The sequence below is a fragment of the Thiomonas intermedia genome, assembly GCF_002028405.1.
Lineage (GTDB): Bacteria > Pseudomonadota > Gammaproteobacteria > Burkholderiales > Burkholderiaceae_C > Thiomonas > Thiomonas intermedia.
The window spans coordinates 3063003-3089557 of the sequence record NZ_CP020046.1 but is presented as its reverse complement, the minus strand read 5'-3'; the positions used below and the strand labels follow the sequence as shown (position 1 = coordinate 3089557).

General features: G+C 66.3%; 25 protein-coding genes and 1 riboswitch. Of the genes, 8 read left to right on the top strand and 17 right to left on the bottom strand.

Annotated features, from left to right (window positions below; all coding sequences use genetic code 11):
* Window positions 1-8: 8 nt before the first annotated feature.
* From nusA to BVH73_RS14395, 6 genes are all read right to left on the bottom strand, one after another.
* Entirely contained in the window at window positions 9-1487 is a 1479-nt protein-coding gene (gene nusA / locus BVH73_RS14420; protein WP_079419805.1) for a transcription termination factor NusA, read from the bottom strand.
* Window positions 1484-2047 carry a ribosome maturation factor RimP gene (rimP, locus tag BVH73_RS14415; protein WP_079419803.1) on the bottom strand — a complete coding sequence of 188 codons (564 nt, stop codon included), beginning with the start codon at window positions 2045-2047 and terminating at the stop codon, window positions 1484-1486. Before rimP ends, nusA begins: the two co-directional genes overlap by 4 nt.
* Before the next feature lie 382 nt (window positions 2048-2429).
* Complete coding sequence (locus tag BVH73_RS14410) at window positions 2430-4040, bottom strand: ABC transporter ATP-binding protein (RefSeq protein ID WP_079419801.1); 1611 nt, start codon at window positions 4038-4040, stop codon at window positions 2430-2432.
* On the bottom strand, window positions 4037-5104 hold the full coding sequence (locus BVH73_RS14405; protein WP_079419799.1) for an ABC transporter permease: 1068 nt from the start codon (window positions 5102-5104) through the stop codon (window positions 4037-4039). Before BVH73_RS14405 ends, BVH73_RS14410 begins: the two co-directional genes overlap by 4 nt.
* Window positions 5101-6159, bottom strand: a complete 1059-nt coding sequence (locus tag BVH73_RS14400) for a microcin C ABC transporter permease YejB (protein WP_079419797.1) — start codon at window positions 6157-6159, stop codon at window positions 5101-5103. The genes BVH73_RS14405 and BVH73_RS14400 overlap by 4 nt, the downstream gene beginning before the upstream one ends.
* Window positions 6156-8099 carry an extracellular solute-binding protein gene (locus BVH73_RS14395; protein WP_079419795.1) on the bottom strand — a complete coding sequence of 648 codons (1944 nt, stop codon included), beginning with the start codon at window positions 8097-8099 and terminating at the stop codon, window positions 6156-6158. The genes BVH73_RS14400 and BVH73_RS14395 overlap by 4 nt, the downstream gene beginning before the upstream one ends.
* Window positions 8100-8174: 75 nt before the next feature.
* On the opposite strand from BVH73_RS14395, the gene fabI reads away from it, so the two are divergent.
* The 3 genes from fabI (at window position 8175) to BVH73_RS14380 (ending at window position 10715) form a co-directional block, all read left to right on the top strand.
* Window positions 8175-8987, top strand: a complete 813-nt coding sequence (gene fabI, locus BVH73_RS14390) for an enoyl-ACP reductase FabI (protein ID WP_079419793.1) — start codon at window positions 8175-8177, stop codon at window positions 8985-8987.
* Window positions 8988-9023: 36 nt separating this feature from the next.
* A complete protein-coding gene (locus BVH73_RS14385; protein WP_079419791.1) occupies window positions 9024-9779 on the top strand; it encodes a bestrophin-like domain in 756 nt (251 codons plus the stop codon).
* Window positions 9780-9878: 99 nt separating this feature from the next.
* The gene (locus BVH73_RS14380) at window positions 9879-10715 is read left to right on the top strand and encodes a hypothetical protein (RefSeq protein WP_218919036.1); all 837 of its coding nucleotides are present in this window, start codon (window positions 9879-9881) and stop codon (window positions 10713-10715) included.
* A gap of 78 nt (window positions 10716-10793) precedes the next feature.
* Here the strand turns inward: BVH73_RS14380 and BVH73_RS14375 are convergent, their stop codons facing one another.
* On the bottom strand, window positions 10794-11810 hold the full coding sequence (locus BVH73_RS14375) for a transporter (RefSeq protein WP_079419787.1): 1017 nt from the start codon (window positions 11808-11810) through the stop codon (window positions 10794-10796).
* Between the two features lie 135 nt (window positions 11811-11945).
* On the opposite strand from BVH73_RS14375, the gene BVH73_RS14370 reads away from it, so the two are divergent.
* Window positions 11946-13592: a 3-(methylthio)propionyl-CoA ligase gene (locus tag BVH73_RS14370; protein ID WP_079419785.1), complete on the top strand. Its 1647-nt coding sequence runs from the start codon at window positions 11946-11948 to the stop codon at window positions 13590-13592.
* A 13-nt stretch (window positions 13593-13605) separates the two neighbouring features.
* On the opposite strand, the gene BVH73_RS14365 is transcribed toward BVH73_RS14370, so the two are convergent.
* The 3 genes from BVH73_RS14365 to thiE form a co-directional block, all read right to left on the bottom strand.
* Entirely contained in the window at window positions 13606-14127 is a 522-nt protein-coding gene (locus BVH73_RS14365; RefSeq protein ID WP_079419783.1) for a helical membrane plugin domain-containing protein, read from the bottom strand.
* 22 nt (window positions 14128-14149) lie between these two features.
* Window positions 14150-15442, bottom strand: a complete 1293-nt coding sequence (locus BVH73_RS14360; protein WP_079419781.1) for an NAD(P)/FAD-dependent oxidoreductase — start codon at window positions 15440-15442, stop codon at window positions 14150-14152.
* A 251-nt stretch (window positions 15443-15693) separates the two neighbouring features.
* Window positions 15694-17208: a thiamine phosphate synthase gene (gene thiE, locus BVH73_RS14355; protein ID WP_079419779.1), complete on the bottom strand. Its 1515-nt coding sequence runs from the start codon at window positions 17206-17208 to the stop codon at window positions 15694-15696.
* A gap of 137 nt (window positions 17209-17345) precedes the next feature.
* Here thiE and BVH73_RS14350 point away from each other — a divergent pair, with 137 nt between their 5' ends.
* Window positions 17346-17969: a hypothetical protein gene (locus tag BVH73_RS14350; RefSeq protein WP_079419777.1), complete on the top strand. Its 624-nt coding sequence runs from the start codon at window positions 17346-17348 to the stop codon at window positions 17967-17969.
* Window positions 17970-18037: 68 nt separating this feature from the next.
* On the opposite strand, the gene BVH73_RS14345 is transcribed toward BVH73_RS14350, so the two are convergent.
* The 7 genes from BVH73_RS14345 to BVH73_RS14315 form a co-directional block, all read right to left on the bottom strand.
* Window positions 18038-18616, bottom strand: coding sequence for a TMEM175 family protein (locus BVH73_RS14345; RefSeq protein WP_079419775.1), 579 nt, complete (start codon window positions 18614-18616; stop codon window positions 18038-18040).
* A gap of 4 nt (window positions 18617-18620) precedes the next feature.
* Window positions 18621-19448 carry a thiazole synthase gene (locus BVH73_RS14340; RefSeq protein WP_154048549.1) on the bottom strand — a complete coding sequence of 276 codons (828 nt, stop codon included), beginning with the start codon at window positions 19446-19448 and terminating at the stop codon, window positions 18621-18623.
* Between the two features lie 31 nt (window positions 19449-19479).
* Window positions 19480-19710 carry a sulfur carrier protein ThiS gene (gene thiS, locus BVH73_RS14335; RefSeq protein WP_079419770.1) on the bottom strand — a complete coding sequence of 77 codons (231 nt, stop codon included), beginning with the start codon at window positions 19708-19710 and terminating at the stop codon, window positions 19480-19482.
* Window positions 19707-20822 carry a glycine oxidase ThiO gene (gene thiO, locus BVH73_RS14330; protein WP_079419768.1) on the bottom strand — a complete coding sequence of 372 codons (1116 nt, stop codon included), beginning with the start codon at window positions 20820-20822 and terminating at the stop codon, window positions 19707-19709. Before thiO ends, thiS begins: the two co-directional genes overlap by 4 nt.
* 2 nt (window positions 20823-20824) lie before the next feature.
* Window positions 20825-22753, bottom strand: coding sequence for a phosphomethylpyrimidine synthase ThiC (gene thiC, locus BVH73_RS14325; RefSeq protein ID WP_079419766.1), 1929 nt, complete (start codon window positions 22751-22753; stop codon window positions 20825-20827).
* Between the two features lie 35 nt (window positions 22754-22788).
* Window positions 22789-22910, bottom strand: a riboswitch (TPP riboswitch).
* A 56-nt stretch (window positions 22911-22966) separates the two neighbouring features.
* Window positions 22967-23560, bottom strand: coding sequence for an NADPH-dependent FMN reductase (locus tag BVH73_RS14320; RefSeq protein ID WP_079419764.1), 594 nt, complete (start codon window positions 23558-23560; stop codon window positions 22967-22969).
* A gap of 75 nt (window positions 23561-23635) precedes the next feature.
* Window positions 23636-24502, bottom strand: a complete 867-nt coding sequence (locus BVH73_RS14315; RefSeq protein ID WP_079419762.1) for a pirin family protein — start codon at window positions 24500-24502, stop codon at window positions 23636-23638.
* 118 nt (window positions 24503-24620) lie between these two features.
* On the opposite strand from BVH73_RS14315, the gene BVH73_RS14310 reads away from it, so the two are divergent.
* The 3 genes from BVH73_RS14310 (at window position 24621) to BVH73_RS14300 (ending at window position 26548) form a co-directional block, all read left to right on the top strand.
* Window positions 24621-25529: a LysR family transcriptional regulator gene (locus tag BVH73_RS14310; protein ID WP_079419760.1), complete on the top strand. Its 909-nt coding sequence runs from the start codon at window positions 24621-24623 to the stop codon at window positions 25527-25529.
* A gap of 132 nt (window positions 25530-25661) precedes the next feature.
* On the top strand, window positions 25662-26264 hold the full coding sequence (wrbA, locus tag BVH73_RS14305) for an NAD(P)H:quinone oxidoreductase (protein WP_079419757.1): 603 nt from the start codon (window positions 25662-25664) through the stop codon (window positions 26262-26264).
* Between the two features lie 5 nt (window positions 26265-26269).
* Window positions 26270-26548 carry a YkgJ family cysteine cluster protein gene (locus BVH73_RS14300; RefSeq protein WP_079419755.1) on the top strand — a complete coding sequence of 93 codons (279 nt, stop codon included), beginning with the start codon at window positions 26270-26272 and terminating at the stop codon, window positions 26546-26548.
* Window positions 26549-26555 lie beyond the last annotated feature (7 nt).

Sequence of the window (26555 nt, the reverse complement as noted above, 5' to 3'; positions counted from 1 at the left end):
TCTGGGTTTCAGGCGTCGAACCAATGCGCGCGGGCCTTCAAGATGAGCGCGGCGGCCCTGGCGTCGTCGGTGCGGAGGATGCCCGCAAGCTCGTCGGTGGCCAGATCGCCCAGATCATCCAGGGTCAACACGCCGGCTTCGGCGAGCAGGGCCAGATCCTCGGTGCCCAGACCCTCGAGGGATTTGAGCGCCGGATCGACTTCATCGAGCTTCTGCTCGCGCGCGATTTCCTGCGTAAGAAGGGCGTTGCGTGCGCGTTCGCGCAACTCGTTGACGGTGTCCTCGTCGAAGGCCTCGATTTCCAGCATTTCGTTGATCGGCACATAGGCCAGTTCTTCGAGGCTGGTGAACCCTTCGGCGATGAGGATGTCGGCCACTTCCTGATCGACATCGAGCTTTTCGACAAACAGGCTGCGCATCTTCTCGACTTCCTGCGTGTTGCGGGCGTCGGATTCTTCGGCGCTGAGAATGTTGATCTTCCAGCCTGTCAGCTCGGATGCCAGGCGCACGTTCTGACCCGTGCGGCCGATGGCCAGCGCCAGATTTTCCTCGTCCACGGCCACATCCATGGCGTGCTTTTCTTCGTCCACCACGATGGACGAGACGTTCGCCGGCGCCAGCGCCCCGATCACAAACTGCGCCGGATCTTCCGACCACAGCACGATGTCCACGCGCTCGCCGCCCAGCTCATTGGTCACCGCGGTGACGCGCGAACCGCGAATGCCCACACAAGTACCGATGGGATCGACGCGACGGTCGTGCGACACGACCGCGATCTTGGCGCGCACGCCCGGCTCACGGGCGCACGACTTGATCTCCAGCAGCCCCTGCTCGATCTCGGGAACTTCCAGACGGAACAACTCGATCATGAACTCGGGCGCGGTGCGCGAGATCTCGATCTGCGGGCCGCGCGCGGTGCGGTCGATCTTGGTGATCACCGCGCGCACACGGTCGCCCACGCGCAGGTTTTCCTTCGGGATCAAATCGCCGCGACGCAGTCGCGCATCGACCTTGCCCGATTCGACGATGATGTCGCCCTTGTCGAGGCGCTTGACCGAGCCGTTGAAAATCTTGTCGTTGCGGGCGAGAAAGTCGTTGAGGATCTGTTCGCGCTCGGCATCACGGATTTTCTGCAGAATGACCTGTTTGGCCGCCTGCGCGCCAATCCGGCCAAAGGCGATGCTCTCGATCGGCTCTTCGATGTAGTCATCCAACTCGATGTCGGGGATTTGCTCACGCGCCTCGAACAGCAAAATTTCGCTGTCGGGCAATTGCAGACCCGCCTCGTCGGGCACAACATGCCAGCGACGGAAACTTTCGTACTCGCCGGTGTCGCGGTCGATCTGCACCCGCACGTCGGCCTCGCCTTCGTACAACCGCTTGGTGGCCGACGCCAGCGCAGCCTCGACGGCGCCGAAGACGACTTCGCGATCGACATTCTTTTCACGCGCCAAGGCGTCCACCAGCATCAAAATCTCGCGACTCATTTTCGACCACTCCCAAAATCGACAACAGGCACCAGGCGCACATCGCGCACCTCGGCCAGACTGAAATTCATGACGGACACCGTGTCCTCCCCCAGGGCCAGACCCGCAGCGAGCGGCTCGGCGGCCTTGACCTTCTTCTTGGCGGCGCCGGGTTTGCGCTTGCCATCCACCTCAGGGGGCGACAAGGCCATGGAGAAGCGACCCTGCGCATCGTCTTCGCCGCGCGCCAGCAAGACGCCGCGGTATTTCTTGCGCCCCTGAAACGGCGCACGCAGCACGACATCGATCTCAAGGCCGGCGAAACGCACGAAATCTTCCGGCTTGCGCAGAGGCCGATCCAGCCCGGGCGACGAAACCTCCAGCCGACCATAGTCGACGTTCTCCACCTCAAACACGTACTGCAGCTGACGCGTGACCCGCTCGCAGTCTTCGACGGTCACCGGGGCGCCATCGGCGTGATCGATTGTCACGCGCAGCAATCCGCGCGGCAGGTGTTCCACCTCCACGAGTTCCAGTCCAAGACTGGTGACTGCCGTCTCAATTGCCTGTGCTGCACTCATGCGCTTGCCCGCTTGCCAATGAAAAATCCGTTCAAAAACACTTCAAAAATTCGGCGCAACTTCGCGCCCTTCGACACGCCGCCCGCACTCTCAAACTACGCAAGCAAAAAAAAAGGGCGATAACGTCGCCCAGTTGTTGCTCACTGCAGTGGACAGGCTCATGCGCTGCGCCCCGGTTTCGCCCCGGCCGCACAGCGCCCAAATGACACCAATCGCGACTCTTGGGCACGGCACACGCCGCGCTTCACCACACGTCCTACCACGGCCAAGCGACTGCTTTTCTTCTCGACTGCTCTTTTTCTAGGATTTCGAGGAAATTCTTGCGGCCAGCAAAAAAGTGGATTATAGGGAGAGGCCATCTTCTTGGCAACCACTCGAGGGGTCAGGCTGCGCTGTTGTCCAGGTCGGATGCGGCGAGCAGGGCCTGTGTGTAGGGTTGCTGCGGCGTGCGGAGGATGGCCTCTGCCGGGCCTTCTTCCACCACCACGCCGCGGTGCAGCACCAGGACGCGATGCGCAAGTGCGCCGATCACCGCCAGATCGTGACTGATGAGCACATACGACAGCCCATGCCGGCGCTGCAGCGCGCTGAGCAGATCAAGCACCTGCTGCTGGACGGACACGTCCAACGCACTGGTGGGTTCGTCGAGAATGAGGATTCTGGGCTCAAGGATCAAGGCGCGCGCCATGGCGATGCGTTGCCTTTGCCCCCCGGAAAACGCATGGGGGTACCGCTGCAGTTCAGCCGCGGACAGGGGCAGCCCGACTTCCGCCAGCATCTGCTCGACCCGTTCGCGGCGCTGTTCGGCGCTCCACGCGGGCCGATGAATCTCCAGCCCTTCCTCGACGATCTGCGCCACGTTGCGCCTGGGTGAAAGACTGGCGAACGGGTCTTGAAACACGATCTGGGCCTGCGCGCGCAAGGGGCGCAGCGCCGCGGCGGCCAGCCTGCCCGGATCGTGCCCCAGCAGGCTGACCTCGCCGCCCTGCCTGGGAAGCAGCCCCAGCAAGGCCAGCGCGAGGGTCGACTTTCCGCTTCCCGACTCGCCGACGACGCCCAGGGTCTGTCCAGCCGGCAACTCCAGCGAGATGTTCTGCAAGACGGTATGCCAGCGCTTGCGCCAGAATCCGCCGCTCTGCGCAAACCGCACATTCAGCTCCCTGGCCCGGAGCAGCACCGCGGGGGGCGGTACGGCTTCGGGCGTCGCGACCTGGCGCCGCGGTCGGCTGTTCAGCAGCATCTGCGTGTAGGGATGGCGCGGCGCCGAAAACACCTCGGCGACCGCCCCCGCCTCGACCACCCTACCCTTTTGCAGCACGGCCACCCGATGCATGTAGCGCCGCACCAGAGGAAGATCGTGGGTGATGAACAGCAGGGCCAGGCCGTATTCGGCCTGCAGGGCATCGAGCAGATCCAGGATCTGGCGCCGCACGGTCACATCGAGCGCCGTGGTCGGTTCATCGGCCAGCAGCAGGCGCGGCCGACAGGCCAGCGCCATGGCGATCATCACCCGCTGGCGCTGGCCGCCGGAGAGCTGATGCGGATAATCGGCCGCCCGGCGCGCGGGCTGGTCGAGGCCCATCTGGGCCAGCAGGTCCACCGCGCGGGCCCAGGCCGCGCGCCGCGGCAGTGCCTCGTGCCATTCCAGCACCTCGGCAATCTGCCGCCCGACGGGATGCAGCGGATTGAGCGCGGTCATCGGCTCCTGAAAGATCATGGCGATGTCTTTGCCGCGCAGAGCCCGCATGGCGCGCTCGCTCAGGCTGCTCAGCTCGCGGCCATCGAAACGCACGCTGCCCGTCTGCCGGGCGTCGCTCAGCAGACGCAGCACGGCCAGCGCCGACACGGTCTTGCCCGATCCGGATTCGCCGACGAGTGCGACCTTCTCACCGGCGGCGACATCGAGATCGAGGTCGTGCACCACGGTCTGGTCGCCAAACCGCACCTGCAGACCACGCACGCTGAGCAAGGGCGTTGACGCCATAGGGTTCATTCCAATCCGGTGCGGGTGTGACGAGGGTCGAGGGCGTCGCGCAGCGCCTCGCCGATGAAGGTGAGCAGCAGCAGGATGGTGACCAGCGCGCCGAAGGCCGCCGCGGAAATCCACCAGGCGTCCAGATTGGCCTTGCCCTGGGCCAGCAGCTCGCCCAGGCTGGGCGTGGGCGGCGGCACACCCAGGCCCAGAAAATCCAGGCTGGTCAGGGCCAGCAAGGCGCCACTCATGCGAAACGGCAGGAAGGTCACGACCGGCGTGAGGCTGTTGGGCAGGATGTGCCGCCACATGATGCGCCCATGCGACAGCCCCAGCGCCTGGGCCGCGCGGACATAGTCCATCTGGCGGTTTCGCAAAAATTCGGCGCGCACATAATCGGCCAGACCCATCCAGCCGAAAAGCGACAGCAGCACCAGCAGCAAGGCCAGACCGGGCGCGAACACGGCAGAGAAAATGATGAGCAGATACAACTCGGGCATCGCCCCCCAGACTTCCATGACGCGCTGCACCGACAGGTCGATGCGCCCGCCGAAATAGCCCTGAACGGCGCCGATGAGCATGCCCAGCACCGTGCCGGTTGCGGTCAGCGCCAGGGCGAACAGCACCGAAAGGCGGAAGCCGTAGATCAGCCGCGCGAGCACATCGCGTCCGCGATCGTCGGTACCCAGCCAGTGCCGCGCGGACGGCGAGGAGGGGAACGGTCGCTGCGCATAGTAGTCGATGCTGGTCGCGCTGAACGGAATGGGCGGATACAGCGCGAAGTTGCCGGGCGCCGACAAGCGGCTGCGGATGTAGGGGTCGAGGTAGTCGGTCGGGGTGTGAAAGTCGCCACCAAAAGTGGTTTCAGGATAGCTGTGCAGCAGCGGCAGGTAGAACCGTCCGTCGTAACGCACCAGCAAGGGCTGGTCGTTGCTGATCAGCGGCGCCATCAGGCTCAGACCGAACAGCAGCAGAAACAGCCAAAGACTCCAGCGCCCCAGGCGATGAGCTTTGAACCTGCGCCATCCCTGGCTCAGAAAGGGATGCCGACCTGGCGTGGCCCGAGTCGTGGCCGCTGTGCTCACCGCAGCGCTCCGAACTGAATGCGCGGATCGACCCAGACGTAGCTCAGATCGGCCAGCAGCTTGGTGAACAACCCGATCAGGGTGAACAGGTAGAGCGAACCCATCACCACGGGATAGTCGCGCCGCATCACGGCCTCGTAGGACAAAAGGCCCAGTCCCGGCAGCGAGAACAAGGTCTCGATGAGCAGCGAGCTGGCAAAAAAGGCGCCGACGAAGGCCGCCGGAAATCCGGTCACCAGCGGCACCAGCGCATTGCGCAGCACATGTCGCCACAGCACGGTGCGCTCGCCCAGCCCCTTCGCCCGGGCCGTGAGAACGTATTGCTTGCGGATCTCTTCGAGAAAGGCGTTCTTGGTCAGCATGGTGATGATGGCGAAACTCCCGGCCGTGGACGCGAGCACCGGCAAGGTGATATGCCACAAGTAGTCGGTGATCTTGTGCCACAGGCCGAACTGGGCCCAGTTGTCCGACACCAGACCGCGCAGCGGGAACCACTGCAGCCACGTTCCTCCGGCGAACAGCACCAGCAACAGCACGCCGAGCACGAAGCCCGGTATGGCATAGCCCACCAGCACGACGATGCTGGTGGAGACATCGAAGCGGCTGCCATGCCGCACCGCCTTGGCAATGCCCAGCGGGATCGAGATCAGGTAGGTCAGGAGGAAATTCCACAACCCAAGCGAAATGGACACGGGCAGGCGTTCCTTGATCAGCGTCCACACCGCCTCGTGGTGGTAGTAGCTGCGTCCCAGGTCGAAATGCGCGAACTGCCACAGCATCTGCCCATAGCGCTCCAGCGGTGGCTTGTCGAAGCCGTAAAGCTGGCGCAACTCCGCCAGCTGCCTGGGCGATATGCCCTGCGCCCCGCGGTAGATGCCCTGCGCTGCCGCGGCCTCGCCCGCCGCCCCGCCGTCCTTGCCGCGCAGTTGCGACACCATCTGTTCCACCGGCCCGCCCGGTACGAACTGCACCACGATGAAGGTGATCGTGAGCACGCCCAGCAGCGTGGGGATCATCAACAGCACGCGCTTGAGTAGGTAAGCCCAGAGATTCATGCGGACCCTCCGTTTGGGGCTGTGGGATCGGACCACCAACATTGCGCCGCCCAGCCCTCGGGCTGGTAGTAGAGCGGCAGGGTCTTGGGCCAGGCAAACTTGTGCGCGGCAATCGCCACGCGGAAGGTGTTGCTGTACCACTGCGGCACCGAGTACCAGCCGCAGACCAGCACGCGGTCGAGCGCGCGGCAGGCCGTCTGCAGGGCCTGCATGGTCGTGGCCGCCACGACGTGTTCGATCAGTGCATCCACCGCGGCATCGCGCAAGCCCCAGACATTGTCGGAACCCTGCACCGCTGCCGCGCGGGAGCCGAAACGGTCGAACAACTCATTGCCCGGACTGGTGCTGCCACCGAAACGCACGGTGGTCATGTCGAAGTCGAAGGTGTCCATGCGCTGCTGATAGAGCGCGACATCCACCAGCCGGTAGTTGAGCTGGATGCCCAGACGCTGCAGCGCCTGGGCATAGATCGAAATGATGCGCGACATCGAGCCCTGATTGTCGAGATAGTCGATGACCAGGGCACGCCCCGCAGCATTGCGCAGTGCGCCATCGCGCCAATGCCATCCCGCCTGCTCCAGCAGCGCGCGCGCCTTGAGCAGATTGCCGCGCAGACTGTTCGGTGGGCATGTTTGCCCCCACGCTCCGGCTTCGCCTGCGCTGCCCCCAGAGGGGGCGCACCCCGCCTTGGGGCGGCCCGGCGGCGGCGCCGTCGATGGCATCCTCGGCAAGGCACCAAAGACCTCAGGCGGCAACTTGGCGCGCAGGGGCTCCAGCAAGGCCAACTCGTCCGCCCCCGGGAGGCCGTGCGCCTCGAAGGGCGAATTGGCGAAATAGCCTTCGATGCGCTTGTAGGCGCCGTAGAACAGCATGCGGTTGAGCCACTGGAAGTCGAGCGCCAGGACCAACGCCTGCCGGACCCTCACGTCCTGAAACTGCGCCCGCCGCAGATTGACCACGAAGCCCTGGAATCCCGCCGGATTGTGGTTGGGCAGTTCCAGCTTTTTCAGCGCCCCGCTGTCGAAACCCGGACCGCGATATTGCCGCGCCCAGTTGCGGGCGATGAATTCCTGCAGCAGGTCGTACTCACCGGCCTTGAAGGCCTCCAGTCTTGCCGTGCCGTCGAGGTACAGCTTGTAGACCACTTCGGAGAAATTGAACTGCCCGCGCCGCGCCGGCAACTGCCATCCCCAGTAATCGCTGCGGCGCGCGTAGGTGATGTCGCGCTGCTGCGCGGTGCGGGCCACGCGGTAAGGCCCGCTGGCGATGGGGGCGTCGATCACGTCGTTGAACGCCCGCCGCCCCGCCCACTTGGGCGAAAACACCGGCAGGCCGGCCAGCAGAATGGGCATCTCGTGATTGCGCCGCCTGAACCTGAAGCGCACCAGCCGCGGAGCGAGCACATTCACCCCGGCGACATCGGCATAGATGCTGGCGAACTGCGGCGCGGCCGCGGCGCTCACCAGGGTGTTGAAGCTGTAGGCCACGTCCGACGCGGTCACGGGGTCGCCGTTCGAGAACCGGGCCAGGGCGTTGAGATGGAACTGCACGGACAGGCCGTCGTCCGCCACGGCGATGTCGTCAGCCAGCAGGCCGTAAACGGTGTTGGGCTCGTCCCAGCTGGAGGTCATCAGCGTTTCGAACACCAGCGTGTTCAGGCCGGGCGCGGCCATGCCTTTGAGGGTAAAAGGATTGAGCTTGTCGAAACTGGCACCGACCGTCGGCGGCGTCAGCACGATGCGCCCGCCCACGGGGGCCGCGGGGTCGACGTAGTCGAAATGGGTGAAATCCGGCGGGTACTTCGGCTGGTCGTACAGCGCGTAGGCCGGATGCAAAGGCTCAGCGCCCCAGACTGCGGCCATGGGGAACAGGCCTGCGGGCAGACTTTGCAGCAGGCGGCGGCGCGCGGGCGACAGCGGACGGGACAGAGCGTGGGCCATGCGAGAATTCTGCACGACTTGCCGCTGGCTGCGGCAAACCCTGCAACACGGCTTCACCCTCGAAAGCACCCGATCATGGCATTCCTTCAAGGCAAACGCATTCTCATCACCGGCCTGCTGTCCAACCGTTCCATCGCCTACGGCATTGCTCAGGCCTGCCACCGCGAGGGCGCCGAGCTGGCGTTCACCTATGTGGGCGAACGGTTCAAGCAGCGCATCACCGAATTCGCCGCCGAGTTCGGCAGCGCTCTGGTGTTCGACTGCGATGTGAGCGACGACGCCCAGATCGACGCCACCTTCAGCGGTCTGGCCGCCCATTGGCCCCAGCTCGATGGCCTGGTGCACTCCATTGGCTTCGCACCGCGCGAGGCGATTGCCGGCGATTTCATGGACGGCCTCTCCCGCGAAGGCTTCCGCATCGCCCACGACATTTCGGCCTATTCCTTTCCCGCGCTGGCCAAGGCCGCGCTGCCGCTGCTGACCAAATCGGTCGAGGCCGGGAACATGCCCTCGCTCATCACCATGACCTATCTCGGCGCCGAACGCGTGGTGCCCAACTACAACACCATGGGCGTGGCCAAGGCCGCCCTCGAAGCCACGGTGCGCTTCATGGCCGAATCGCTGGGCCCCCGTGGCATGCGGGTGAACGGCGTAAGCGCCGGACCGATCAAGACCCTGGCTGCCTCGGGCATTGCCGACTTCGGCAAGATGCTCAAGTTCAACGAATCCAACGCCCCCTTGCGCCGCAATGTCGATACCGTGCAGGTCGGCAACGCCTCGGCCTTCCTGCTCTCCGAGCTGGCCGCGGGCATCACCGCCGAGATCCTGCACGTCGATGCGGGCATGCACGCCGTGGTCGGCGGCATGGCGGCGCTGGGCTCCGACTAAGCACACGCCGGTTCCCAATCAGCTCAGGTGAACGAGATGAACAGCAACTGGCTCTACTCCGCGCTCTTGCTGGTGGGCCTGCTTGTCAGCGTGCAACTGGGTTTCGTGCTTGGCAAGCGCCTCGGGCGTGGGGCGGATGCCGGTGCGCTCAGTGGTGCGGTATTCGGACTTCTGGGCCTGCTGCTCGCCTTCGCCTTCTCGGGCGCCACGTCCCGCTTTGAAGAACGCCGGGCGCTCATCACCCAAGAGGCCAACGCCATCGGCACGGCCTATCTGAGACTGGATCTGTTGCCGCCGGATCGCCAGGCTGGCCTGCGCCTGGCGATGCAGCAGTATGTGCAGTCCCGGATCGACAGCTATCAGGCTGAATCCCCCGAGGCACGGCGCAAGGCAGCCATGCAAAGCGCGCAACTGCAGCAAAAAATCTGGACCGAGGCCACGGGTGCCGCGCTGGCCACGGGCAACACCGCTGTCCTGAGTCTGGTGGCCAGCGCGCTCAACGAAATGTTCGACATCACCACCACCCGGATGGCCGCCACGCACAACCATCCTCCCCGCATCATTGACCTGATGCTCTTTGTGCTCGCCCTCATGTCGGCGCTGCTTGCCGGCGTGTCCATGTCCTCCGAGAGCCGCCTTCCCTGGCTGCAGATCGTGGTGTTCGCGGGTGTGCTGGTGGTCACCGTGTTTGTCATTCACGACATTGAATACCCCCGCCTGGGCTTCATTCGCGTTGATGCCGCCGACCAATTGCTGATCGACACCCTGCACAGTTTTCGGACGGCACGTTGAGACTGTGCAGGCCAGTCTCGCAAGGGGCTGGCACTTTCTTGGAATGCGCGCCGTTGCGCCTGGCGCACGCCCACTGGCCAGATGAACAAGGAGCTCGCTGTGCCGTTTCCCAGCCGACCGCTGCGTGGCCTTTTCGTCGCACTCATGACCATCACCCTGGCTGCCTGCGGCAACCGTTCCGCAACGCCATCCATCGCCGGAGCCGCGGGTGTGCCAGGCTATCTGGCTGCGGCGACCGCCTACACCCAGGCCCCGGCATCATCGTCGGCACGCCCCGCCGCCGTGGTCGCACAGGCCTACGCGGCGAACTCCGCAGGCACCGAACTCCCCGTGTTGACGACTCCGCCGGTGACGATCCCGGCGCAAGGCGCTCTGGCGCTGGTGCAGGTGCTGGCGCAGTCCCCCGCGACGCTCCAGGCGGTGCAGGACAACCAGGGCAACGTCTATTCGCGCCTCGGTCCCATGCAGACCTATTCCGACCAGAAGGCCGGCACGGCGCTGTTTGTGGGCCGCGACGTCAAAGGCGGCCCCGGGCAGACCTGGAGTCTGGTGAAAGCCCAAGGCCACGGTGCCGATGAGGCCAGCCTCTATGTCGTCGTCCTCAGTGGCGCCAGCGGCATCGGCGCCTGGGGTTTCAGCAACACGACGCCTTACGGCCTGCGCACTCCGCTGGAAACCACCGCTGCGGGCAGCATCGTGGTGTCGTTCTGGGGCCCGGCCGACTACAGCAGCTCCGCGCGCGATCCCTACAACCCGTACTTCGCCCCGTCCGGCTGGACGCTGGGGGGGCAGAACGACAACGGCTACAACCAGTGCTCCGGCGCCTATGCGTGGGTTCGAGTGGCCGCCGCGCGCACCGTGCTCGACCCGCAGTGGTCCTCGAAGAAGAGTGTGAAAGCCAACGGGTCGATGTGGCTGGTCGAAGTGCGGCGCTGAACACCGCCCCCCAGAGCAGTGGAGAAATCGTCTCTCCCCTGCCCGGCGCTGACCTGGCACGCGAAGCAAGCCTCTCACTCAGTCATCGCGACGACGAAACAGCAGCCACGCCAGAACGGCCGAAGCCAGCAGCACCACGGCCACCATGGTCCAGAATCCTGCCTTGTCGTCGGCAAAGGGAATGCCGCCCACATTCATGCCGAACAGGCCGGCGATCACATTCATCGGCAGCGCCACCACCGTTACGGCGGTTAGCACGAACAGGGTGCGGCCGGTGCGCTCTTCCAGACTGGCGGCGATCTCCTCCTGCAAGAGTTTGATGCGCTCCTGCTGTGCCACCAGATCGCGCAGCACCAGCGAGAACTCTTCGGTCGAATGCCGCAGCTCCTCCCAGTCCTGAACGCCCAGACTGCGAGGTGGTCGGCTGAGCAGACGGAATATCGCCGCCGGTTCGGGCGCCAGCAGTCGCTGCAGTCGCAGCAGATTGCGGCGCAGCGCACCGAGCTGAACCCGGCGCCGCCCGAGTCGGCCCGCCAGCAACCGATCCTCGATGGCATCGACCTTGGTGGCCGCCTCGCGAAGAATGGCGATGAGCTCGTCGGCCTGGTCCCGCAGGAGATGATCGACGAGCGACAGCGGCGACGCAAACTCCTCGCCGGCCTTGACCGCGATGCGCAGGCGATCGATTGCGCGCAACGGCTGCATGCGCACGCTGATGACGCGGTGGCGCTCCACGCTCATCCAGAGCGTGGCCACCTGCAACGATTCCCGCTGCGCAAAGTCGTACACCACATCGTTCACCACGGCCACGAGCGCCTGGTCCACCACCTCCAGCCGCGTGGAGCGCACCCCTTCACGCAGCGTCTCGAAACAATGATCGGCCAGGGGAAGATGCGCCAGCAGCCACTTTTCCGCGGCAACGTTGGCGGCGTTGAAGTGCAGCCAGACGAAGGCGCCGTCCTGCGTGGCCGTGTCACCGAGCCAGTGCGAGGCTTCCAGAAGATCCATCGCCCGCCCCTGGCCCTGGGCATCGAATAGATAGCCGCAGATCAGGCCGGACTGGCCCTGGGCGAACAGCGAAACGGCAAGCGTCATGGCAGCGGAGAAAGTGGGGCTGGCCGCCATGATCGCAGACGTCTGTGACGATTGCGCAAGGCGGACAAGCCTCCTTCCGGCGGCCCCGACTCTGGTGCAACAATGGCCCGCAACACCTCACAACAGGAGACTGCCATGCTGGGCCTGATGCAAGACCATCCCTTGTTGATTTCCAGCCTGCTCGATTTCGCCACCCGCTACCACGGCGACAGTGAAATCGTCTCGCGCCGGGTGGAGGGCGACATCCACCGCACCAGCTATGCCCAGATTCAGCAGCGTGCCGCGCAAGGCGCCCACGCGCTCGACGCGCTGGGCATTGCGGTCCAGGACCGCGTGGGCACGCTGGCCTGGAACGGCTACCGGCATTTCGAGCTGTATTACGCGGTCTCGGGCAGCAAACGCATCCTGCACACCCTCAATCCCCGCCTGCATCCCGACCAGATCGCCTGGATCATTAACCACGCCGACGACCGTGCGGTCTGCTTCGATCTCACCTTTGCCCCGATCGTCAAGGCGGTTGCCGCGCGCTGCCCCGGGGTCAGGCATTGGGTCGCGCTGTGCGAACCCGACGCCCTGCCCGCCGAACTCGCGGCGACCCTGCCGGGCCTTCTGAGCTACGACGCCCTGCTCGCGGCCCAGCCCACCCCCTACCCCTGGCCCGTGTTCGACGAGCACACCGCCTCGTCGCTCTGCTACACCAGCGGCACCACGGGCAACCCGAAAGGCGTGCTCTACAGCCATCGCTCCACCGTGCTGCACGCCTACGCGGCAGCGCTGCCCGATGTGATGAATCTGTCGGCGCGCGACAGCGTGCTGCCCGTGGTGCCCATGTTCCACGTCAACGCCTGGGGCATTCCGTACGCGGCAGCGCTGACGGGCGCCAAGCTGGTGTTCCCCGGCCCGGCGCTCGATGGCAAGTCGCTGTTCGAGCTGATGCGCGACGAAGGCGTGACCCTGGCCGCGGGGGTGCCCACCGTCTGGCTGGGACTGCTCAACTTCATGCGCGAGCAGAAGGTCCGCATTCCCTCGCTCCAGCGCACGGTGATCGGCGGCGCGGCGGCGGCACCGGCCATGATCCGCGCGTTCGAGGAAGAGCTCGGCATCCATGTCCTGCACGCCTGGGGCATGACCGAAATGAGCCCGCTGGGCACCCTGTGCAGTCTGAAGAACAAACATCTGAAGCTGGACCAGGCCTCGCAGTTCGCGGTGCAGATCAAGCAGGGCCGGCCGATTTTCGGGGTGGATGTGCGGGTGGTCGACGGCCACGGCGCCGACCTGCCCTGGGACGGCAAGTCCGCAGGCAATCTGCTGGTGCGCGGCCCGTGGATTGCTAGCGATTACTTCCGCAGCGAGACGCCCAGCCCGCTGCTGGACGGCTGGTTCCCGACAGGCGACGTCGTCACCATCGACGCCGACGGCTACATCCAGATCACCGACCGCACCAAGGACGTGATCAAGTCAGGTGGCGAGTGGATCAGTTCCATCGAACTGGAAAACATTGCCATGGCGCACCCGGGGGTGTCCATGGCGGCCTGCATCGCCCGTCCCGACCCCAAATGGGACGAACGGCCGCTGCTGGTCGTGGTCAGGCGCGAGGGCAGCACGCTGGATCGCGACGAACTGCTGCGCTTCTACTCCGGCAAGGTGGCCAAATGGATGATCCCCGACGATGTGGTGTTCGTCCCCGCCATCCCCCTGGGCGCCACCGGCAAGATTCTCAAAAACCGGCTGCGCGAGCAGTTCTCCACACCCGTACCACCCGGACACCAGCCGACCGCCTGAGCCCGAGGCGCCGTCAGTGTGCGGTCTTCTCAGAAGGCGGGCTGAGTGCCCCGGCCATGCGAGCCAGGGTCTGGATGCCGTGCTGCACGTCCTTGTCGCGCAGCATGTGCATCAAGCCGCCGAAGCCGCCCAAGGCCTTGTCGGAAGAACCCTGCGTGGCCTGATCGATCACCGAGCCGATCTTGTCGGGCAGCTTGAGCATCTGCGTCATGGTGGCGTTGAGATCGGTATCGCGCAGCCCTTCGGCGGCAAGAATGGCGTTGTCGCGGAGTTGCCTTAGCGCGCCCACTTCGTGCAGCGTCACCAGCGTCGACAGCAGCTCGCGCAACGCAGGCAGCAGCTTGGGGTCCTTGAACAAATCGCTCAGTGTCAGCACGGCCTCCGTCATCTCGCCGCCGAGATGCTTCACCGCGAAACTGCCCAGTTCTTCGGCCTGCGCATAGCGGTCGGCCATGCGGCCCAGCGCAGCCCACTGCGAGGCGTTGAGTGCTGGCGGGGTTGCGGTGGGGGTCTTCATTCCATCGGTCATGTCCATTGTCGTCTCCCGGGGGTTCGGCTCAGGCCGCGATCTTTTCGGCCATGACGCGGGCTGCGTCCAGCCCCCACGGGGGCATCTTGCCCTTGGTGCGGAAGAACAGGTTCTTGTACTGCATCTTCAGCATGTAGGGAATGTGTCCCAGCTTGAGAACCTGGGTGTCGCCGCCGAACCAGGAGTTCGAACGGATGTAGAACGCCTGGCTGTTGCCGATGTCGCCAATGCAATAGACCACGGGCTGCAGCGCGGCATCGGCCTGTTCCGCGGTGAGGCGCTTCATGTCCTTGGCGATCTGCTTGCCGACGATCTCGGCCTGCTGGTGGCCGATGGCGCCCAGTTTGGGCACGGTCACCGCAGCGCAGTCGCCAGCCGCGAAAACGGTGGGGTACTTGGGGTTGCGCATCAGCAGGTCGGTGATGATGAAGCCTTCGCTGTCGCTGATCGGCAAGCCCTTGAGAAAGGCATGTGGCGTCCAGTCGGGAAAGATGATCTTCAACTCGGCCTCGACCGACTGCCCGTTGGCGAACTCGACGCCATCGGCCGTCAGCCGCGTGATATCGTGAGTCTTGTTCAGGTAGTGAAAGCCCATGCCGCTGGCGATGTCCAGCAACTGACCGACGACCTTTTCGCCAGCATCCTCGGCGATCAGCGCCGCGGGCGTGAACACGGTGATCTTGTCCGGCCCGCCCTTGCCGTGCTGCCCCAGCCAGGTGGCGCAGGCCAGCATGGTTTCCACTGGCGGACCTTCGCAGGCCGCTTCAGCCGCCGGAATGCTGCCGCCTGGATACGGCGCCAGCCCCTTGGCGCCGTCGCCCTGGGTGAACCGCGCCGAGCCGATGGCGATGGGGCCGCCCTTGTAGTCGTGCATCAAGAACTGGCGCAGCGCCTCGCCATAGGTGTTGTCGGTGACGGTGTGGCCGAACTGCGCGAAACCCTCGATTTTGTCGAAGGCCAGCCGGTTGCCCAGCGCGACCACCAGATAGTCATAAGTCGTGGCGGTCGGGGCCGCGCCCGGCCGCTCGCTCGGCACATAGTCCACCCGTTTGGCGTCCACATCGAGTGCGGTGACCTCACCCTGGATGAAGCGCGCGCCAATGTCGTGCAGCGGCTCGAGGATGTCCATGGTCATGGTCAGTTGCGGGTTGCGGTTCTCGAACACCTCGGCCGGAATATTGGGCACATACAGCAGATAGGGCTTGCGGTCGATCACGGTGATGTCGACGCTGTCGCCCGCGTACTTCCGGATCTCTTGTGCACTGCCCAGGCCGGCGAAATTGCCGCCCAGAATCAGAACCCGCGGTTTGGCTGCACTCATGTCGTTCTCCTCGTGTGAGTTATCGATCCGAAGCCAGAGAAGCCCGGCCCCGGCGACCGCAATCACCGCAATGCAAGGTCAGCGCGGCTGAGCGATCCTGAAACGACGATAGTCCAGCGAGTATGTCAATGCAAACCAAACCTCCGGTTTATTGCATTCGTTTACGCGAGCGACCTGATCTCACAATTCTGACGCGAAGAACCTGCTGAATTTCAGCGGAGCTTCATCTTTGAACCGCAGAATCGCGCGCTTCAGACCATCGCCTGCGCCACCGCCTCGTCGGCACAGGCCGGCCAGATATGCAGGGCTTCACGCACGGCAAGCCGCGGATTGAGCGCCTGCGTCACGGCGCTGACCACCGCCGCGCCCGACACGCCAGTGGCCCGCACCGCGGCCATCTGATCGAGGCTGATGCCGCCAATCGCCACCACCGGGTAACGCGGGGACAGCCACTGACGCCATTGCGACAGACGCTCCAGGCCCAGCGGGCGATAGGGCATGGCCTTCAACGTCGTGGGAAACACCGGCCCGAGCGCGATGTACGACGGCCGCAGCGCATGGGCACGGGCCATCTCGGCCGGCGTGTGGGTGCTCAGCCCAAGCCGCAGCCCGGCCGCGTGCAGCGCGCTCAGGTCGGCCGTGTGCACATCGTCCTGCCCGAGATGCACGCCATAGGCACCGACCTCGATCGCTTCGCGCCAGTGATCGTTGATGAACAGTTGCGTGCCCGGAACCTCCCGCGCGGCCTGCACCGCTGCGCGGATCTGCATGCGCAGGACGGCGCCCTCGGCCTCCTTGATGCGAAGCTGGATGGTGCAGACGCCCCATTCCAGCAGCCGCAGCACCCAGTCCACATCGGGCACCACGGGATAGAAGCCGATCTGGCCCGAAAGTCGGGCGAAATCGGGAAACGGTTCTTCGGATTGCCCAGGCAGCGGCTGCCAGGGCAGATCGTCGCTGTCGGCCCTGGCGTCGGTGCGCGTCATCGGCCGGCCCGGCCCGGCGGCAATCGCCTGATCGATGCCCGCATGCGTGCGCAATTGAGCCTCCGACGCCGCGTCGAGCACGCTCCAGCCCTCGGCCAGACGCGCGGCGCTCACGCTCGCATGGACGCAGCCCGAACCCTGCGCGCTGCGCGGCAGGCGCCGGCTGACCAGAGGCAGGACCGTGTTGCGCGTGATGGTCCAGTCGGTGCTGTGCGCGCCCCAGGCATTGCCGCCCTTCACCACCACGGCGCGGTGGGGCGCGCCGACGTCGAGCCAGCGACTACGGATGGCGGTGACCCAGGTGGCCGGGGGCGGCCCCATGTCCCAGACCGGTAGATCGAGCAGGGCACTGGCCTCCGTGCGATTGGGCGTGATGAGGTCGGCACGCTTGGCCAGACGCATGGCGAGCCCGCCGCCATGTGCCTTGGTCCAGGGCTCGGCTGCGTCGGCCGAAGCCAGTTGCGGATCCCACACCACAGGGCACTGACGCGCCTCGACAAACTGTGCCACCTCCTCGGCCAGCGCGGCGTGGCCGATCATGCCGATCTTCACGGCCGCGGGCTCGCCATCGGCGAGCAAGGTTCGCAGACTGCCGCGCAAGATGCCGACCTCGGCTGCCTGCACAGCCTGCGAACCGTAGGAACTCTGCGCCGTCATCGACGTGACGATGCTCGCCCCGCGCCAGCCCAGTGCACGCCAGGTCGCCAGATCCGCCGACAGCCCGGCGCCCCCCGTGGGATCGTGGCCGGCTATGGTGAGAAGGTAAGGGGTCGTGGTCATTGTCGAGTTCTCCCAGATCGTTGCAGTGTAAGGACGTCCGTCGTGTGGGGCCGATTCAGTTCTTTTGCTAGGCTAGGCTGGCACACCGCAGTTGACCCCGCTGTCAACGTTCCGCCAACCCATCCGTTGGAATCCCCATGAAACCTAAACTCGTTGTCTCCACTGTCCTCCTGAGCGCGTGCGCATGGACTCTGTCTGCGCATGCCGAAGGCCCTCCCGTCAGCGTGCAGCTCACCATTGGCACACCGCCTCCGCCCGTGTACGTGGCGCCGCAGGCGGTCTATGCGCCCCCCCCGGTGGTCGTGGCGGCACCGCCCACCATGGTGTGGCTGCCGGAGTTCAGCGGCTATGTCGCGCTGGGCGTGGCGCAACCCTTGTTCTACCTGAGCGGGGTGTACTACTACAACAGCGGTGGCCGCTGGTACACCGGTCCGCATTACGGCGGCCCGTGGCATCCGGCCGCTCGCATTCCGCCGGGTTTGCGCAAGTTCCACGACCGCGACTGGGAGCGCGCCCAGGCTCATGCGCACCGCTATGACCACGATCCGCACTGGAAGCGTTTTCATGCCGCCCCCGGGCGACCGCCCGTCCACGCTGCAGCGCCTGGGCGCCCGCCCTACCATCCGGCTCCGCCCCATCATGGTCCTCAGGGCGGACCTCCCGGCCCGCACCCTGGCGAGGGACATGGCGCCGGCCCAGGTCGGCCCGACCATGAACACGGCAATCGCCCCGACAGCCGCTATCCCTACAACCATCCCTGATCCTCGGACGTCGCGTTGACCGGTTCTAGACAAGCCACTGACCGCCCAGGAACGCTAGCGCTTTGTGGTCAGTGGCTGTTGAGTGTGCGCTCGATGCGGCGGTCGGGCACCAGCCAGAGCAAGGCGACCGCCACATACAGCGCCAATGACAGCCACGGCTGCCACAGCGTCAGCCCGATGCCTGCGATGTAGAGCACAGGCGACAGCTTGCCCTTCCAGTCCTGACCCAGGGCGCGCCGAAGCACCGAGCGCTCGCCCTCCACGGCGATCAGCGTCTTTTGCAGCAGCCAGTAGGCCACCGCGGCCATGAGCAGAGCCACGCCATACACCGCCGCCGGCCATGCGGCGAAGTGGTTCTCGCCCATCCAGCCGGTGACGAAGGGAAACAGCGACAGCCAGAACAGAAGGTGCAGATTGGCCCAAAGCACCCGTCCCGAGACATGGTCACACGCCTGAAACAGGTGATGATGGTTGTTCCAGTAAATGCCCACGTAGACGAAGCTGAGCACATAGCTGAGAAAGACCGGCCAGAGCGGCAGCAGGGCCTCGAGCCGCTCGCCATGCGGCACTTTCAGTTCGAGCACCATGATGGTGATGATGATGGCGAACACGCCATCGCTGAAGGCTTCCAGACGTCCTTTTTTCACGCGTTCAACTCCCTTGATGCCAGAACGGCACACCCACCATGGGCGTCGACGCCTGGGCCACCTCGCGCATGCGCATGGGCAGCGCGCGGTGGGCCAGACGGCCGGCCCGCACACTCAGTGTAAAAGCGCGTGCCATGGCCACCGGGTCGCCGGCCTCGGCCACCGCGGTGTTCACCAGCACGGCATCAAAGCCCAGCTCCATCACCTGCGCCGCATGATGGGGCGCGCCGATGCCGGCATCGACCACCAGCACACTGTCGGGCAGACGCTCGCGCAGGGTGCGCAGTGCCGGCAGGTTGCGCGGGCCGGCGCCGGTGCCGATGGGGGCGGCCCAGGGCATGATGGCGGCGACCCCCGCGTCGCGCAGCTTCATCGCCGTGACCAGATCGTCCGTGGTGTAGGCAAACACGGCGAAACCCTCGCGCACCAAGGTCTGCGCCGCCGCCACGGTGCCCCAGGGGTCGGGCTGCAGGGTGTAGTCGTCGCCGATCACTTCGAGCTTGATCCAGGGCGTGCCGAAAATTTCGCGCGCCATGTGCGCCAGCGTGATGGCCTCGTCGGCACTGTGACAGCCCGCGGTGTTGGGCAGCAGATGCGCCCCGAGCGACTGAATGCGCTGCCACCAGGCCTGTCCGGACTGGCTCTGCGGGGCCAGTCGCCGCAGCGATACCGTGAGCACCTCGACCTGCGCGGCCTGGGCGGCATCCGCCAGCACGCTGGGGGACGGATAACGCGCCGTGCCCAGAAAGAGACGGCTGTTCAGGCCGACACCGCCCACCTGCAAGAGATCGGGCTGAGTCAGCAAGGCCGAGCCCGGCGTTGCTGCGCTCATGGCGGATCGCGCCGGATCGTTCAAAATCATGTCACCCTCCCACCACAGGACAGACGACCTCGATCCGATCCCCCGCATTCAGCGGCAGACCCGCCCAGCCGGTGCGCGGCACGAACTGCTGGTTCACGGCGCAGGCCATGGCGCGGGTCGTGTCGTAACCGCGCTCGGCGAGCAGCTCGGCCAGTGTGGCGCAGTGCGTGGCCAGCGCCTCGCCATTGAGGTGCAGCCTCAGGCCGGCCAGGGGTTCGGTGGGTGTATTCATCGCCTCATCTCCACATCGTGCGCGGGCTCGGTGGCCAGCAAGTTCAGCAAGGTGCGCTCGGCCTGTTGCACCATGGCCGGCGCGACGAGAAATCCATGGCGGTAAAGGCCATTGAGGTGCCACACGCCGTCGCGCTGCGCCCACACCGGTTGATGGTCGTCGGTGGCCGGACGCAGACTGGTCGCCGCGCGCACGATGTGTCCTTCACCGAAGGCCGGATGCACGCTGTAGAGCGCGCTGGCGAGTTCGAGCATCGAGCGCACCGTGATCGGCCCGGTGTCCTGCGACTCCAGTTCGGTGGCGCCGATGACAAAGCGGCCGCCGCTGCGCGGCACGATGTAGAGCATGTAGCGCGGATGGATCAGCCGCACCGGGCGGCGCAGCGTCACCTCGGGACACGACACGGTGAGCACTTCGCCGCGCACCCCCCGCAGGCCCGGCCAGTCGGCGTACACGCCACGACAGTCCACCACCGCATCGGCCCCTAGCACCGCGCCGTTGCGGGTGTGGATGGTTTGCGCCTCCACGCGATCCACGGTCGTGCGCTCCAGCCACTGCCCTCCGACCCGCGCCATGCCTTGCAGAATGGCGTCCTCCAGCGCGTCGAGCAGCTGTCCGTTGTCGAGCTGGCCCTCCTGCGGCAACCACAGGCCGCGTTCGAAACGCCCTGCCATCGACGGTTCCAACTCGGCGATACCCGCGCGATCCAGCGACCGCACCGCCTCGCGCCGATCACCGGCGGGCAGGCGGTAGCGGATCAGATCGGCATAGTGCGCGAGCCCGGCATGGTCGGGCGCATGGGCCACCACCAGCGAGCCTTCGTGGCGGAAATCCACCGTCTTGCCGGTCTGCGCCCGAAGCTCGGCCAGCCACTGCGGCCAGAGGGCCAGCGCTTGTTCGCCCAGCGCGAACAGATGGGCGTCGCTGACCACCAGCTCGGCATAAGGCGCCAGCATGGCCGCGGCCACACCGGCCGCGTGATCGCTATCGGTGCGCGCCCGCGCGTCGACGAGCGTGACCGACACCCCCGCGCCGAGCAGCCGCCACGCCAGCAGCCGCCCCGCAAGGCCTGCTCCGGCAACAGCCACCCTGGCCGAAGTCGGGTTCGCCATGCTCAGACCGCGGGATCGATGACGGCGCTCGCACGGGTGCCCGGCAGGGGCGCGTGCACATACACCTCGCCCCCGCCCGCGCGAAACTCGGCCGACATCTCCGCCATGCCCACCGAGGCAGCACGCCCAGCGTCCACGCCCTTGGCCGCGGCGTACTCGCGCACTTCCTGGGTGATTTTCATCGAGCAGAACTTGGGCCCGCACATCGAGCAGAAATGCGCGGTCTTGAACGCCTCTTTCGGCAGGGTTTCGTCGTGGAATTCCTTGGCTTTCTCCGGGTCGAGGCCGAGGTTGAACTGGTCGTCCCAGCGGAACTCGAAGCGCGCTTTGCTCAAAGCGTTGTCGCGCGCCTGCGCGCCGGGGTGGCCCTTGGCCAGATCGGCCGCGTGGGCGGCGATCTTGTAGGTGACGATGCCGTCGCGCACGTCCTGCTTGTCGGGCAGGCCGAGGTGTTCCTTCGGCGTGACGTAGCAGAGCATCGCCGTGCCGTACCAGCCGATCATCGCCGCGCCGATGGCGCTGGTGATGTGGTCGTAACCCGGTGCGATGTCGGTGGTCAGCGGGCCGAGGGTGTAGAACGGGGCCTCGCCGCACTTCTCCAGCTGCCGGTCCATGTTTTCCTTGATGAGCTGCATGGGCACGTGACCGGGGCCTTCGATCATGGTCTGCACGTCGTGCTTCCACGCGATCTGCGTGAGCTCACCCAGCGTATCGAGTTCGGCGAACTGGGCTTCGTCGTTGGCGTCGGCAATGCTGCCGGGGCGCAGGCCGTCGCCCAGGCTGAAGGCCACGTCGTAGGCCTTCATGATGTCGCAGATGTCCTCGAAGTGTTCGTAGAGAAAGCTCTCGCGGTGATGCGCCAGGCACCACTTGGCCATGATCGAACCACCGCGCGAGACGATGCCGGTGACGCGCTTCGCGCTCATCGGAATGAACGGCAGACGCACCCCGGCGTGGATGGTGAAGTAGTCCACGCCTTGCTCGGCCTGCTCGATGAGGGTGTCGCGGAACAGCGCCCAGGTGAGATCTTCCGCCACGCCGCCGACTTTTTCCAGCGCCTGATAGATCGGCACCGTGCCGATGGGCACCGGCGAGTTGCGCAGAATCCATTCGCGGGTTTCGTGGATGTGTTTGCCGGTGGACAGATCCATCACCGTGTCGGCGCCCCAGCGGATGGCCCAGACCATCTTCTCCACTTCCTCGGCGATGGAACTGGTGACGGCCGAGTTGCCGATATTGGCGTTGATCTTCACCAGGAAGTTGCGGCCGATGATCATCGGTTCGCTTTCCGGGTGGTTGATGTTGTTGGGGATGATGGCGCGGCCGCGCGCCACTTCGTCGCGCACGAACTCGGGCGTGATGCGCGCCGGAATACCCGCGCCGAAGCGCTGGCCCGGGTGCTGCTTGAGCAGCGCGGCATCGGCGAGCGCATCGAGGCGCTGGTTCTCGCGGATGGCGATGAACTCCATCTCGGGCGTGACGATGCCGCGGCGCGCGTAATGCATCTGCGTCACGTTGGCGCCGGCCTTCGCGCGGCGCGGCAGCGGCAGTTGCGGAAAACGCACCGCGTCGAGCGCGGCGTCGGCATTGTGGCGGCGCGTGGTCTCGGAGCTGAAAGCGGCGAGGCGCTCGGTGTCACCGCGCTCGGCAATCCACGCCGCGCGCAGCGGCGCCAGGCCGCGGGCCAGGTCGATGTCGGCCTGCGGGTCGGTGTAGGGGCCGGAGGTGTCGTAGACGGCAAAGGGCGCATTCTTCTCCACCCCGAAGACGGCCGGCGTGTCGGCCAGCGCCACTTCGCGCAGCGGCACGCGAAGATCAGGACGGCTACCCGGCAAATAAATTTTGCGGGAGGCGGCGAAAGGAGTGCGGGTGATGCGCTCGGCCAACGCGGCAGCGTCGACCTTCTGGCGGGACTCGGGCAGTGCAGACATGGCTCCTCCGAAGATGGATGGATGAATGCCTGCCGTAGCACCGGCGCCTGGTTTCCTACGCGGGTTGGAGGTCTCCCCCCTAGCCCGATCAGGTTCAGCGGATTCTGCGTTACGCAGTCTCAGCCGGGAATTGCACCCGGCGCTCCGACAAGCTCGGCGCGCAGTATAGGCGCTGCCTGCATCGCCATGGCCGCTCAGGGGACGCAGCGGCGCTCACACCTGGCGCAGGGCGCGAGCCAGGTTGCTCAGGGCGTCGAGCACGCCCTGCACGCTTTGCGCCGCACGCACGTCGGCCAGCGCGCCCTGCTCGTCGAAGGCCTCGTGCGCCCGGCCCAGGGCGTATTGCTGGGGCACGACCAGCATGGCAAAGGCCATCTGCAGATATTGCCGCAGCGTGTTCATCGCCCGCAGACCGCCCAACGGTCCGGGCGAGGTCGACAGCAGGGCCACCGGCTTGTTGGCCGTGGCCGCCAGCCCGGCCGGATGCTGCTCGGAGGCCGGAATGCGCGAAAGCCAGTCGAAGGCGTTGATCACCAGCGGGGTCGGAAAGCCGTTGTATTCCGGCGTGACCAGCAGCACGGCGTCGCTTTCGAGCAGCGCGGCCTGCAAGGCCAGTGCGCCGACGGGCACGCCATGCGCCGCCTCCAGATCGCCGTCGTAGAGCGGCAGATCCAGCGCGCGCAAATCGAACACGCGGGCCTGCAAACCCTGTTGCCCGGCCGCCCGCGCCGCAAAGGCCGCCAGTCGGCCGCTGAGCGCGCCGGTACGCGCGCTGCCGGGAAGAATGAGAAGTCGCAATGTGTCCATGCTCGTCACCGTTTTGTTGACCGATTGGGCGCGGCCCCTGGAATCCCTCCAGGGCCGCGCGTCGTGCCAGGGCGCTTACGCCGCGATCTGACCGAAACGGCCGCTGTTGAAGTCCTGCATGGCCTGATGGATCTCGGCCTGGGTGTTCATCACGAACGGCCCGTAGCCGACGATGGGCTCGTCGATCGGCTCGCCGCTGAGCAGCAGCACCGTGGCATCGTCCTGCGCCTCAACCAGCACGCCTTCGCCTTCACGGCTGAGCAGCCCGAACTGCGCCGCACGCACCACCGCGTCACCGTTCACCTTCACCGCGCCATGCAGCACCACCAGCGCCAGCGTGCGCCCGGCGGCAATGTCGAAGCGGGTCTGCGCGCCGGCGTTGAGCCGCACGTCCCACACGTCCATCGGCGTGAAGGTCCGCGCCGGACCGCGGTGCCCGTCATAGGCCCCGGCGATGACGCGCACCCGCCCGGCCGATTCGGGCAAGGCCACGTCGGGGATGTCGCGGCTGAGCAGGGTCTGATAGCCCGGCTGCGACAGCTTGTCCCTGGCCGGCAGGTTGACCCAGAGCTGCACCATCTCCAGCGTGCCGCCTCGCTCGGTGAACGCCTGGGAGTGAAACTCGTCATGCAGGATGCCTGCGGCAGCGGTCATCCACTGCACGTCGCCCGGGCCGATGTGGCCACCGGCCCCGGTCGAGTCGCGATGGTCCACCTCGCCCTGATAGACGATGGTCACGGTCTCGAAGCCCCGGTGCGGGTGCTCGCCCACGCCGCGCGGCTGCGTGCCGGGCGCGAACTGCGCAGGGCCGGCGTAGTCGAGCAGCAGAAAGGGACTGAGTTGCACGCCATGGCTGCTGTAGCTGAACAGCGAACGCACGGGAAAGCCGTCGCCAACCCAATGTTGGCGCGGGTTGCTGTAAATGCCTTGAAGCGTTTTCACCCTGTTTCTCCTGGAATCCGGGGCCCTGCCCCGTGATGACGCAAGCATAGGGATGGAACAATGTCTCCGGTAGTCACAAAAATTGCCTTCATCGTTCTATTGGTGGAACAATTGCCCCATGCGTGATTTGAACGATCTGTATTACTTCGTGCAGGTGGTCGAGCAAGGCGGGTTCGCGCCGGCCGGGCGTGCGCTGGGTCTGCCGAAATCGACGCTGAGTCGCCGGATCGCCCGGCTTGAGGCCCAACTCGGGGCCCGGCTGATCCAGCGTTCCACCCGCAGCTTTGCCGTCACCGAACTCGGCCAGACCTATTACACCCATTGCAAGGCCATGCTCGTCGAGGCGGAAGCCGCCGACGAAGCCATCGCGCGCACCCACGCCGAGCCCTGTGGCGCGGTGCGCATGACCTGCCCGGTGGCCCTGCTCGATGCGCAGGTCGGCGCCATGGTGGCGGCCTTCCTGGTGCGCTACCCGCAGGTGCAATTGCAGCTCGACGCCACGAACCGGCGCGTGGACGTGGTGGCCGAAGGTATCGACGTGGCCTTGCGCGTGCGCCCCCCGCCGCTCGACGACAGCGATCTCGTGCTGCGCACCCTCGCCGAGAGGGTGCAGGTGCTGGTGGCCAGTCCGGCCCTGCTGGCCCATACGCAGGTGCCGCAGGCACCCGCCGGCCTGGCCGGTCTGCCCAGCCTGGCACTGGGCAGCCAGCTCGGCGTGACCCAGACTTGGGAATTGCATGGACCGGAAGGGGCACAAGCCGCGATCCGCCATCAGCCGCGGCTGGTGTCGTCGAGCATGCCCGCGCTGCGCGAGGCGGCCGTGGCCGGTGCGGGCATCGTGCAGCTTCCGCTGATGATGGTGCAGGCGCAGCTCGCCCAGGGCCAGCTCAGCCATGTGCTGCCCGGCTGGGCGCCGCGGCCTGAAATCATCCACGCGGTGTTCGCCTCGCGCCGGGGTCTGCTGCCGGCCGTGCGGGCGCTGGTGGACTTTCTGGCCGAGCGCCTGGGCAAGGATCTACCGGCATGAAGGGTTCGATTCGGGCCGACCCCGCATGATCACCCCTGCCCTGCACAAACACCACCGGCAGACCACAATGCCGAGCAGCGTGCCGAACCGGCCTGCTCCCCCTGCTCACACCCTTTCATGAGGAGATCAACGATGGCGAAGATTCTTGTTCTTTACTACAGCACCTGGGGCCATGTGGAAACCATGGCCCAGGCCGTGGCCGAAGGCGCCCGCAGCGTCTCGGGCTGCACCGTGGACATCAAGCGCGTGCCCGAAACCATGCCGGCCGAAACCGTGGCCGCCATCCATGCCAAGACCGATCAGGTGGCCCCCATCGCCCAGCCCGCCGATCTGGCGGACTACGACGCGGTGATCTTCGGCACGCCCACGCGCTTCGGCAATATGTGCGGCCAGATGCGCAACTTCCTCGACCAGACCGGCGCGCTGTGGCAGCAAGGCAAGCTGGTGGGCAAGGTCGGCAGCGTGTTCGCCAGCACCGCCACGCAGCATGGCGGTCAGGAAACCACCATCACCTCCTTCCACACCACGCTGTTCCATCACGGCATGGTGGTCGTGGGCGTGCCCTACGCCTGCGCCGGGCTGACATACATGGACGCCGTCAGCGGCGGCTCGCCCTACGGCGCCACGACGCTGAGCAAAGGCGACGGCAGCCGCCAGCCGAGCGCCAACGAACTCGACATCGCCCGCTATCAGGGCAAGCACGTCGCCGAAATCACCCGCAAGCTGTTCGGCTGATCGACGTGCCCGGTCACACCTCAAGCGCGGCTGAGTGCAGGCCGGGCTGCGCGGCCTGCTGCATCGCACCGTCGATCAGCAGTCCCATTCCCGGCATGCCCCAGGGCAAGCCCGCAGGCGTGCCCTGCGTGCAGCTCCTGGACGATCTGCGCTGCGCCCTGTTCGGCAAGCCGGAACGGCCGAGCGTCTGCAGCGGCCTGCAGCCCGGCGCCGAGATGTGCGGCGACCATCGCGAGCACGCCTTGCGCTGGCTGAGCGCGCTGGAGCGCGACACGGCGCCCTGAGATGGCG

Excerpts from the sequence above, each read along its gene's own strand:
- BVH73_RS14370 (WP_079419785.1), top strand. The coding sequence starts at position 11,946 with ATGCTGGGCCTGATGCAAGACCATCCCTTGTTGATTTCCAGCCTGCTC.
- BVH73_RS14385 (WP_079419791.1), top strand. The coding sequence starts at position 9,024 with ATGAACAGCAACTGGCTCTACTCCGCGCTCTTGCTGGTGGGCCTGCTT.
- BVH73_RS14320 (WP_079419764.1), bottom strand. The coding sequence starts at position 23,560 with ATGGACACATTGCGACTTCTCATTCTTCCCGGCAGCGCGCGTACCGGC.
- BVH73_RS14410 (WP_079419801.1), bottom strand. The coding sequence starts at position 4,040 with ATGAACCCTATGGCGTCAACGCCCTTGCTCAGCGTGCGTGGTCTGCAG.
- BVH73_RS14365 (WP_079419783.1), bottom strand. The coding sequence starts at position 14,127 with ATGGACATGACCGATGGAATGAAGACCCCCACCGCAACCCCGCCAGCA.
- BVH73_RS14400 (WP_079419797.1), bottom strand. The coding sequence starts at position 6,159 with ATGAATCTCTGGGCTTACCTACTCAAGCGCGTGCTGTTGATGATCCCC.
- BVH73_RS14340 (WP_154048549.1), bottom strand. The coding sequence starts at position 19,448 with ATGAGCGCAGCAACGCCGGGCTCGGCCTTGCTGACTCAGCCCGATCTC.
- BVH73_RS14350 (WP_079419777.1), top strand. The coding sequence starts at position 17,346 with ATGAAACCTAAACTCGTTGTCTCCACTGTCCTCCTGAGCGCGTGCGCA.
- wrbA (WP_079419757.1), top strand. The coding sequence starts at position 25,662 with ATGGCGAAGATTCTTGTTCTTTACTACAGCACCTGGGGCCATGTGGAA.
- BVH73_RS14395 (WP_079419795.1), bottom strand. The coding sequence starts at position 8,099 with ATGGCCCACGCTCTGTCCCGTCCGCTGTCGCCCGCGCGCCGCCGCCTG.
- rimP (WP_079419803.1), bottom strand. The coding sequence starts at position 2,047 with ATGAGTGCAGCACAGGCAATTGAGACGGCAGTCACCAGTCTTGGACTG.
- fabI (WP_079419793.1), top strand. The coding sequence starts at position 8,175 with ATGGCATTCCTTCAAGGCAAACGCATTCTCATCACCGGCCTGCTGTCC.
- BVH73_RS14375 (WP_079419787.1), bottom strand. The coding sequence starts at position 11,810 with ATGACGCTTGCCGTTTCGCTGTTCGCCCAGGGCCAGTCCGGCCTGATC.
- BVH73_RS14360 (WP_079419781.1), bottom strand. The coding sequence starts at position 15,442 with ATGAGTGCAGCCAAACCGCGGGTTCTGATTCTGGGCGGCAATTTCGCC.
- thiE (WP_079419779.1), bottom strand. The coding sequence starts at position 17,208 with ATGACCACGACCCCTTACCTTCTCACCATAGCCGGCCACGATCCCACG.
- BVH73_RS14310 (WP_079419760.1), top strand. The coding sequence starts at position 24,621 with ATGCGTGATTTGAACGATCTGTATTACTTCGTGCAGGTGGTCGAGCAA.
- nusA (WP_079419805.1), bottom strand. The coding sequence starts at position 1,487 with ATGAGTCGCGAGATTTTGATGCTGGTGGACGCCTTGGCGCGTGAAAAG.
- thiS (WP_079419770.1), bottom strand. The coding sequence starts at position 19,710 with ATGAATACACCCACCGAACCCCTGGCCGGCCTGAGGCTGCACCTCAAT.
- thiC (WP_079419766.1), bottom strand. The coding sequence starts at position 22,753 with ATGTCTGCACTGCCCGAGTCCCGCCAGAAGGTCGACGCTGCCGCGTTG.
- thiO (WP_079419768.1), bottom strand. The coding sequence starts at position 20,822 with ATGGCGAACCCGACTTCGGCCAGGGTGGCTGTTGCCGGAGCAGGCCTT.